The sequence below is a fragment of the Streptomyces sp. NPDC058457 genome (assembly GCF_042720695.1).
Taxonomy (GTDB): Bacteria; Actinomycetota; Actinomycetes; order Streptomycetales; family Streptomycetaceae; genus Streptomyces.
This window is the reverse complement of record NZ_JBHXLU010000046.1, coordinates 79782-88209: the sequence shown is the minus strand read 5'-3', so window position 1 is coordinate 88209 and position 8428 is coordinate 79782. Positions and strand designations below refer to the sequence as shown.

Sequence of the window (8428 nt, the reverse complement as noted above, 5' to 3'; positions counted from 1 at the left end):
ACTAGTTCCGGTGGGGCTTTCACGGTCCGTCGGCCCCGGGCCCCGGCGTCTTGAGGTGGGGGTGCCGGCCGCGTCGGACCGACGGCACGGGCACCCCCGGAGTGTCAGGCCTTGCCCAGCAACTCGCGTACGTGCTGGACGATTTCGTCGTTGGTGTAGGCGCGCCCCCCGATGCCCCAGCCGCCCGGAACCGCCTCGGTCAGGGCGACCCAGGTGCGCTCGGCGAGGGAGGGGTCGCCCGCGGCGGCGGCCACCAGTTCCGAGAGCTCCTTGACCAGGCCGAGCTGCTGCTCCCTGTCGAGCGCGCCCGCGTTGGTGGTGACGGTGACGCGCACGTGGTCGTTGCCGCCGCCCGCGGTGGAGAACCCGTCGGCGTCCAGCTCGTGGACGAACGCCGCGGTGTTGTCCGAGAAGAACGGGATGGCCGGAACCTTCTCCCAGCGCATGATCGCCTGAGCGAGATCCTGGGCGAGAGCCTTGCGGTCCTTGATGAGCCCCTTGGCGGCGTACACGTCGATCATGGGCATGCGATGGATCCTCGCTTTGTCTCGCGTCGAACTCTTCACCTCGATCGTGTCCGGCACGGGAGCGCGGGAGATCCCGTGATGTGCGTAGTCCGGGCGCGTGGGACGCGTAGGCCCGGGGTGCCTGGGCGGCCCGTCAGAGGTTGATCATGTGTCCGGCGAGCCCGTGCAGGGCGTCCTGGACCGCCTCGCTCAGCGTCGGGTGGGCGTGCACGTTCCGGGCGAGCTCGTGCACCGTGAGGTCCCATTTCTGGGCGAGCGTCAGCTCGGGCAGGAGCTCGGTCACGTCCGGTCCGATCAGGTGGCCGCCGATGAGTTCGCCGTACCGGGCGTCGCTCACGAGTTTCACGAACCCGGCCGTGTCACCGAGGCCGTGCGCCTTCGCGTTGGCCGTGAAGGGGAACTTCGCCACCCGCACGTCGAAGCCCTGGGCGCGGGCCTCGGCCTCGGTCCAGCCGAAACTGGCGATCTGGGGCTGGCAGAACGTCGCGCGCGGGATCATGCGGTAGTCCAGTTCCATGGTCTCCGCGCCGGCGATGCTCTCCGCGGCGACGATGCCCATCGCCTCGGCGGTGTGCGCGAGCATCAGCTTCGCCGTGACGTCACCGATGGCGTAGATGTGCGGCTGGCTGGTGCGGCAGTACCCGTCGACGTCGATCGCGCCGCGCTCGGTGAGCCGTACCCCGGTGCTGTTCAGCCCGTAGCCGGCCGTCCGCGGCTGGAAGCCGGTGGCCTGCAGGACCTTCTCCGCCTCCAGAACCTGCTCCGAGTCGCCGGACCTGACCGTCACGCGGACGTTGTCCGCCGTCTCCTCGATGGACTGCACGGCGGTGGAGGTCAGGACCCGGATGCCCTGCCGCTTGAAGCGCCTGGTCAGCTCGGCCGAGACCTCCTCGTCCTCCAGCGGGGCGATCCGGTCCAGGAACTCCACCAGGGTGACCTCGACGCCGTACGACCGCAGCAGATAGGCGAACTCGACGCCGATGGCCCCGGCACCCGCGATGACCATGCTCGACGGAAGGCTGTCGGAGAGGATCTGCTCCTCGTAGGTGACGACGCGCCTGCCCAGCGACGTACCGGGCAGCAGCTTCACGGTCGAGCCGGTGGCGATGATGCAGGAGCGGAAGGAGAGCCTCGTCTCGCCGTCCGTCAGGCGGACCTGCAGGGTGTGGGGGTCGAGGAAGGTGCTCTGCCCCTCGAACTGCTCGATCTTGTTCTTGCGCATGAGGTAGCCGACGCCCTTGACGCGGCCGTCGGCCACCACCCGGCTGCGCTCGTAGGCGGCGCGGTAGTCCAGGCCCACCTCCCCGCTGATCTTCACGCCGAACTTGTCCGCGTCGTGCAGGATCAGCTGGGCGACCTCGGCGTTGCGCAGCAGCGCCTTCGCCGGGATGCAGCCGATGTTCAGACAGACGCCACCCCAGAAGCGGCCTTCCACGATGGCCGTGCGCAGGCCCAGCTGGGCGGCGCGGATCGCGGCCACGTAGCCGCCGGGCCCGGCTCCCAGGACGACGACGTCGAAGTCGGTCTGCATGGCTCCACCTCACCGTTGTGTCAGTCGATCTGCTGACTCCACCGTCGCACGATCAGGCGGTCGGGTAGAGGAGATCGAGCGGGCCGGACAAGGCTGCGCGCACCCGGCGGGCCGTCTCGTCCACCAGGACCTCGGGCTCGTCGCGGGCGATCGCGTCCATCGTCTGCGCGGCCACCTCGGCCGCATCCGTCTTCGGCTCGTCGACCGCCACCGTGGCGTCGGTGTCCACCCAGCCGACGTGCACGCCGACGACCAGTGTCCCCTGCTCCCGCAGGGCGACCCGCAGCGCGTTGGTCACCGACCACTGCGCGGCCTTCGACGCGGCGTAGCTGGGGAACCGCTTGGTCGAGCGCCACGACGCCACCGACAGCATGTTCACCAGGGCGCCGCCGCCGTTGGCTGCGAGCACCGGCGCGAAGGCCCGCGAGACGGCCCAGGTGCCCAGATAGTTCACCTCAAGCTCCTGCCGGGCGCCGTCCAGGGAGCCCTCCAGCAGGCCCGGTCCGGCCTGGATGCCCGCATTGTTGATCACGATGGTCGCGTCGGACGCCGTCCGCGCGGCGGCCGCGATCTGCTCGGGGTCGGTGACGTCGAGGCGGAGAGGTTCGATACCCGGTCCGGTGAAGTCCTCCGGCCGTCGTACACCCGCGTACACCTTCGCCGCGCCCCGGGCCAGCAGGGCGCGGCAGAAGGCCAGCCCGATCCCCCGGTTCGCTCCGGTCACCAGCGCGACCGATCCCTCGATCTTCATGGTCGGACACCTCGATTCACGGTTCACGGCCACCCGGCGGACGGCCCGCCCCCCGCTTCATGCTGCGGCCTGCGCGGGCCGCTCACATCCCGTGGGGTTCGTGGTGCGGGCGGGCCGATGACTACGCGCCGGAACCACGCCCAGTCGTTCACTCCCCGCAAAACGCAACAGTCAGCTGGGTTTCGTCATGAGACTCGCTATCGTGGAGGCATGAAACGGACGTCGTTCGCCAAGTGGCCGTGCTCCATCGCGCGGACCGCCGATCTGCTGGGAGACCGCTGGACGCCGCTGGTGGTGCGGGAGGCGTTCTACGGGATCCGCCGCTTCGACGAGTTCCAGCAGGAACTGGGCATCGCCCGCAACACGTTGACCGACCGGCTGCGTCACCTGGTGGACGAGCGGATCCTGGAGAAGCGGCTGTACGAGGCCGAGCCGCCGCGCTACGACTACGTCCTCACGGAGAAGGGGCGCGACCTGTTCGCGGTGCTCGCGGCGATGTCCGCGTGGGGCGACCGGTGGCTGGCCGGGGAGCGGGGCGTGCCCGTGGTCTTCCACCACGAGGCCTGCGACCACGACACCACCGCCGAGGTCGTCTGCTCCCAGTGCCGTACGCCGCTCAGGTCCGAGGAGACCTCGATGCGGATGGGGCCCGGCTATCCCGAGCGGCTCAGGCAGCGGCCGGACATCCGACGGCGGTTCGGCACCGGCTGAGCTCCGCACGGCCCCGAGAGCGCGCCACCTCTTGACATGGAGAGTCTCATCTAGCAACCCTGGAGGTCAGACCCCTGGACGGCAAGGAGGCCGACGGTCTTGGAGTGGACGGGCGCGCGCTACGCGGACAGACCCACGATCGAGGTGCGGACCTGGATCGACGCCCCGCCGGCCACGGTGTGGGCCCTGGTCAGCGACATCGAGCTGATGCCGGACATGAGCGAGGAGCTCCGGTCCGTCACCTGGCTGGACGGGGCCGCCGCTCCGGCGGTGGGGGCCAGGTTCGTCGGCCGCAGTGAGCACGAGGCGCTCGGGAAATGGGAGACCACCTCCCATGTGATCGAGTGCGAGCCGGAGTCGGTGTTCGCCTGGGCGGTGCAGGATCCCGCCGACCCCTCGGCGGTCTGGCGGTTCCGGCTCAGCCCGAAGGACGGCGGGACCGAACTGTCGCAGTGGATGCAGCTGGGTCCGGGGCGTTCCGGGCTGTCCATCGCCATCGACCGGATGCCGGACAAGGAGCAGAAGATCGTGTTCGTACGGCTGCGGGAGTTCGAGCGTGGCATCACCGCCACCCTCGCGCAGATCAAGAAGCGGGCGGAGGCGTGATGCGGACGGCCACCACGATCGAGGCCTCGGGCGGCGAACACTGGTCACAGCAGAGCGACTTCGTCGTCGAGGCCGAGAAGCTGGGCCTGGATGTCTGCTGGGTCGCCGAGGCCTGGGGCTCCGACGCGCCCTCCGCGCTCGGCTACTACGCGGCGCTCACCGACCGGATGCTGCTCGGCTCCGGCGTCATGCAGCTCGGCACCCGGACCCCGACGGCCGTGGCCCAGACGGCCATCACCCTCTCCAACCTGTCCGGCGGGCGTTTCCTGCTCGGCCTCGGCGCCTCCGGCCCGCAGGTGATCGAGGGACTGCACGGCGTTTCCTTCGCCCGGCCGCTGCGGCGGATGCGCGAGACGGTGGAGATCGTACGGGCGGTGGTCGGCGGCGGCCGGCTCTCCTACTCCGGCACGGAGTTCACACTGCCGCTGCCGGGCGGCGAGGCCGTCCCGATGCGGCTCTCGATGCGCGCCGAGCACGAGATCCCGGTCTACCTCGCGGCCCTCTCCCCGGCCATGCTGCGGCTGACCGGCGAGGCCGCCGACGGCTGGCTGGGCACCAGCTTCGTGCCCGAGGGCGCCGCCGACGCCTACTTCGCCCACCTCGACGAGGGCCTGGCCCGCAGCGGCCGTACCCGCGCGGACCTGGACGTCTGCCAGGGCGCCGAGGTCGCCTTCGCGTCCGACGAGGAGGCACTGGTCGCGATGGTCGCAGGGCGCAAGAAGGAACTGGCCTTCAGCCTCGGCGGGATGGGCTCGTCGTCCACCAACTTCTACAACAGCGCCTACAGCCGCCAGGGCTGGGCCGAGGTCGCCGCCGAGGTACGCGAACGCTGGCAGGCCGGCGACCGGGAGGGCGCGGCCGGTCTGGTGACCGACGAGATGGTGCTCGGTACGACGCTGATCGGCACAACGGCCATGGTGCGCGAGCGTCTGGCGGTCTGGCGCGACGCCGGCGTCGACACCGTCCGTCTCTACCCGGCCGGCGAGACCCTGGAGGACCGGCTCACCACGCTGGGGCGGGCGATCGAGCTGGTCCACGAGGTCGACCGGGCCGGCTGAACCCGGGTGACCGGGTGTCGGGTCACTTGAGGGCGTCGCTTCGCACCGGCTCCTGACGCTGCTGTGCGTGCCGCTCGTTCCAGAGGTCGGCGAGCTCGCCCAGTGCGCTGCTGACGCGGCCCAGCTCCCAGAGCAGGTAGCCGCCGGCCACGGCGAACGGAATCCACTCACCCCAGTGGAAGACCAGAACCGGCATGTACACCAGGCCGACCAGGACGAGGAACTTCACCAGGATCTCGGCCGCGTACGCCTGCTTGCGTGCGACGACGGCGTGCTCCCCGCGGCCGTGGATCCACTGGAGGCGCGATCTCATGACTGCTCCCTCGGGCTCTGGGCGCACACGCTGCTCGAACAGGCCGCCACCGACTGACAGTTGACAGTTTCGGGGTGCCTGGAGCCCGAAGCCAGGTTCGCCCGAGGACTTCGGCATATCTCCATATGATCATCGCGAACGGTGGGCGTGATTCCGGGGCTACGCCGAGGTGAGCCGGTCGCGGTGAACGGCCAGCTCCCGGCGGGAGTGGACGTCGAGTTTCCGGAACACCTTGCGCAGGTGGTAGTCGACCGTGTGCACGCTCAGGAAGAGCTGGGCGGCGATCTCCCCGTTGGTGGCACCGCCCGCCGCGAGCCGGGCGACCCGGGCCTCCTGCGGGGTGAGTTCGCCGCCGCTCGGTGTGTGCGCACCGGCCGGGAGGGAGTCGCCGGCCGCGGAGAGCTCCTGTGCCGTCCTGGCGGCGAAGCCCTGGGCGCCCATGGCGTCGAAGAGCTCGTGGGCGGTGCGCAGTTGGTGCCGGGCGTCCCTGGTCCGGCGCTCCCGGCGCAGCCACTCGCCGTAGAGCTGGTGGCTCCGGGCCCGGCGCAGGGGGCCGCGGACGTCCTCGTGGTGCCGGATGGCCTGGACGTACAGTTTCTCGGCCGCCGACGGGTCCGCGGTGGTCAGGGCCCGGGCGCGGGCGAGGTCGCCGAGCAGTCCCGGGACGGGGGTGCGCTCGGCGAGCCGGGTCAGGAGTTCCAGCAGGCCCAGCGCCTCGTCCTGCCGGCCGCTGCGGGTCGCCGCCTCGACCATGTCGACGAGGGCGAACTTCGCCTGGCAGAGTTCCCCGATCTGGCCCGCCAGGCTCAGGTACGCCTCCTCGTACCGGCTCTGGCTCAGCTCGACCACGCACCGGGCGTAGTCGAGGAAGACCAGCTGGTACCCCTGCCCGGTGCGCGCGGCGTGCTCGCGTACCGCCTCGAACAGCCCGCGGGCTTCCTCGCACCGTCCGCGCCAGGCGGCGATCAGCAGGGCGCCGAGATACAGCTGGGAGCCACGGGCCTCCTCCAGCGCCGCCCGTTGGTCGAAGAGGCGCTCGGACTCGTCGAGGCGGCCGGCGATCAGCTCCGAGAGGGCGGTGTGGCTCAGGGCCAGGGCCATCGGGATGGCGGCGCCCTGCCGGCCGGCTTCGGCGTGCAGCCGCCAGGCGAGTTCGTGCAGGGTGATGTCGTCGCCGAGGACGGTGGCGTGCGAGCAGGCCGCGGCCAGCAGCTGGAACAGCTCCGGGGCGGTCGACTCCTCCTGCCGTACCGCCGCCACGGCCTGGCGGAGCCGCGGGCTCGCACCGGCCAGTCCTTCGAGGTGTACGGCGGTGTCGGCCTCCAGCACGACGTCGCCCGTGGTGGCCCGCATCCCGGCGGGCAGCGGCAGCGAGCGGACCGTCTCGGCGACGCTCCGGCGCGTCGCCCCCTGTGGTGCCAGTGAGCCGCTGATCTGCGCCTGGACGAGCGCCTCCACGAGGATGTCGCGGGCGAGCCTGATGTCGACGGGGCCCAGTTCCCGGGCGGCGGTCAGCAGGGCGTACGTCGCGGCCGCCGGTGCGCCCGTGAGCCGGTGGATCCGTGCCTGGACGCGCTGGACCAGGCCGTTGTAGCGCCGGTCGGCTCGGTAGGCGGCCGCTTCGTCGAGCAGCGCCTGTGCCCGGCCCGGGGAGCCAGCCACGGCACTCGCCTCGGCCGCCGCCAGCAGGCGCCGGGCCCGGGCGGGCGGGTCCGAGGTCAGGGCCGCGGAGCGGGCAAGCAACGACGAGCTGCCGGTCCAGTCACCGCGGTCGCGGGTGCGTACGGCGGCGCGGTCGAGCTCCGCCGCGACGACGTCGTCGGGATCGGTGGCGGCCGCCGCGAGGTGCCAGGCACGCAGGTCGACCTCGCCGAGATCCGCCGCGACCTCGGCGAGGGCGGCGTGCACCCGGGCGCGCTGGGCGAGGGGGGCGCCGTAGTAGACGGCCGAACGGATCAGCGGGTGACGGAATCTGACGGTCTCGCGGATGGAGAGGAGGTTGCGCTCCTCGGCAGCCGCAGCGGCGCCGGCGTCGAAGCCGAGCTCGGGGCCGGCCCGCCACAGCACGTTCGGGTCGCTGGTGGGGTCGGCGGCCGAGGTGAGCAGGAGGGTGCGGGTCTGCGGCGGCAGCGCCAGCGCCTCGCGCAGGTAGACGCGTTCCAGGGCGCTGCCGAGCGGGATCGGTTCGGGCAGCGGTGTCTCGCCGCTGAGCTGGTCGGCGCTCAGTTCCCGGGCCGCTTCGATGAGGGCGAGGGGGTTGCCGCCGGTCGAGGTGACGACCCGGTCGCGGACGCCGGGATCGAGGGCGCCGGGGACCATCGATTCCAGCAGCCGTCCGGCCGCGTCCGTGTCGAGGCCGGTCACGGCCAGCTCGGGGAGCCCGGCCAGGTGGTCGACCCGGTCGGGGCGGCTACGGGCGGCGAAGACCATGGTGATCGCGTCGGCGTGCAGCCGCCGGGCCACGAAGGCGAGCACCGCGGCGGACTCCTCGTCCAGCCAGTGGGCGTCGTCCACCAGGCACAGCAGGGGCCGGTCGTCGGCGCGGGCGTCGAGCAGCCCCAGCGACGCGAGGGCGACCAGGAACCGGTCCGGCGGGCTGGTCCGCTCCGCGAGTCCGAAGACCTGGCCGAGGGCGGCGCGTTGCGGGTCGGGCAGCTTGGGCAGCTGGGAGAGATGCGGCCTGAGCAGCTGGTGCAGGGCGGCGAAGCCCAGTTCTGCCTCGGACTCCACGGCGTCGAAACGCATGATCTCGAAGTCGGCGGCCGCGCCTGCCTGGAGGTGGTCGAGCAGCGTGCTCTTACCGCTCCCGGGTCCGCCCTTCAGGACCAGGACGCCGCTCATCCCGCGCCGGGCGTCGTCGAGCGCCGCCGTCAGCCGGCCGCGTTCCTCGTCCCGCCCGAACAGCTCGTCCAATGGTCAACCCCGGGATGC

At 71.9% G+C, this 8428-nt stretch carries 8 protein-coding genes; 3 read left to right on the top strand and 5 right to left on the bottom strand.

Annotation, left to right across the window (positions count from 1 at the left end):
• Window positions 1–104 precede the first annotated feature (104 nt).
• The 3 genes from ACFWPS_RS30645 to ACFWPS_RS30635 form a co-directional block, all read right to left on the bottom strand.
• Window positions 105–527: a 4-oxalocrotonate tautomerase family protein gene (locus ACFWPS_RS30645; protein ID WP_383710642.1), complete on the bottom strand. Its 423-nt coding sequence runs from the start codon at window positions 525–527 to the stop codon at window positions 105–107.
• A 133-nt stretch (window positions 528–660) separates the two neighbouring features.
• The gene (lpdA, locus tag ACFWPS_RS30640; protein ID WP_383710639.1) at window positions 661–2058 is read right to left on the bottom strand and encodes a dihydrolipoyl dehydrogenase; all 1398 of its coding nucleotides are present in this window, start codon (window positions 2056–2058) and stop codon (window positions 661–663) included.
• A gap of 52 nt (window positions 2059–2110) precedes the next feature.
• On the bottom strand, window positions 2111–2809 hold the full coding sequence (locus ACFWPS_RS30635) for an SDR family oxidoreductase (RefSeq protein ID WP_383710636.1): 699 nt from the start codon (window positions 2807–2809) through the stop codon (window positions 2111–2113).
• Between the two features lie 210 nt (window positions 2810–3019).
• Between ACFWPS_RS30635 and ACFWPS_RS30630 the strand changes: the two genes are divergently transcribed.
• The 3 genes from ACFWPS_RS30630 (at window position 3020) to ACFWPS_RS30620 (ending at window position 5184) form a co-directional block, all read left to right on the top strand.
• On the top strand, window positions 3020–3520 hold the full coding sequence (locus ACFWPS_RS30630; protein ID WP_383710633.1) for a winged helix-turn-helix transcriptional regulator: 501 nt from the start codon (window positions 3020–3022) through the stop codon (window positions 3518–3520).
• 99 nt (window positions 3521–3619) lie between these two features.
• A complete protein-coding gene (locus tag ACFWPS_RS30625) occupies window positions 3620–4126 on the top strand; it encodes an SRPBCC family protein (RefSeq protein WP_383710630.1) in 507 nt (168 codons plus the stop codon).
• Complete coding sequence (locus ACFWPS_RS30620) at window positions 4126–5184, top strand: LLM class flavin-dependent oxidoreductase (RefSeq protein ID WP_383710627.1); 1059 nt, start codon at window positions 4126–4128, stop codon at window positions 5182–5184. Before ACFWPS_RS30625 ends, ACFWPS_RS30620 begins: the two co-directional genes overlap by 1 nt.
• 22 nt (window positions 5185–5206) lie before the next feature.
• Here the strand turns inward: ACFWPS_RS30620 and ACFWPS_RS30615 are convergent, their stop codons facing one another.
• A complete protein-coding gene (locus ACFWPS_RS30615) occupies window positions 5207–5497 on the bottom strand; it encodes a hypothetical protein (protein ID WP_383710624.1) in 291 nt (96 codons plus the stop codon).
• A gap of 159 nt (window positions 5498–5656) precedes the next feature.
• A complete protein-coding gene (locus ACFWPS_RS30610) occupies window positions 5657–8410 on the bottom strand; it encodes an ATP-binding protein (protein WP_383710622.1) in 2754 nt (917 codons plus the stop codon).
• Between the last annotated feature and the right edge of the window lie 18 nt (window positions 8411–8428).

Coding starts and splice junctions, on each gene's coding strand:
- ACFWPS_RS30645 (WP_383710642.1), bottom strand. CDS start 527: ATGCCCATGATCGACGTGTACGCCGCCAAGGGGCTCATCAAGGACCGC.
- lpdA (WP_383710639.1), bottom strand. CDS start 2,058: ATGCAGACCGACTTCGACGTCGTCGTCCTGGGAGCCGGGCCCGGCGGC.
- ACFWPS_RS30635 (WP_383710636.1), bottom strand. CDS start 2,809: ATGAAGATCGAGGGATCGGTCGCGCTGGTGACCGGAGCGAACCGGGGG.
- ACFWPS_RS30630 (WP_383710633.1), top strand. CDS start 3,020: ATGAAACGGACGTCGTTCGCCAAGTGGCCGTGCTCCATCGCGCGGACC.
- ACFWPS_RS30620 (WP_383710627.1), top strand. CDS start 4,126: ATGCGGACGGCCACCACGATCGAGGCCTCGGGCGGCGAACACTGGTCA.
- ACFWPS_RS30615 (WP_383710624.1), bottom strand. CDS start 5,497: ATGAGATCGCGCCTCCAGTGGATCCACGGCCGCGGGGAGCACGCCGTC.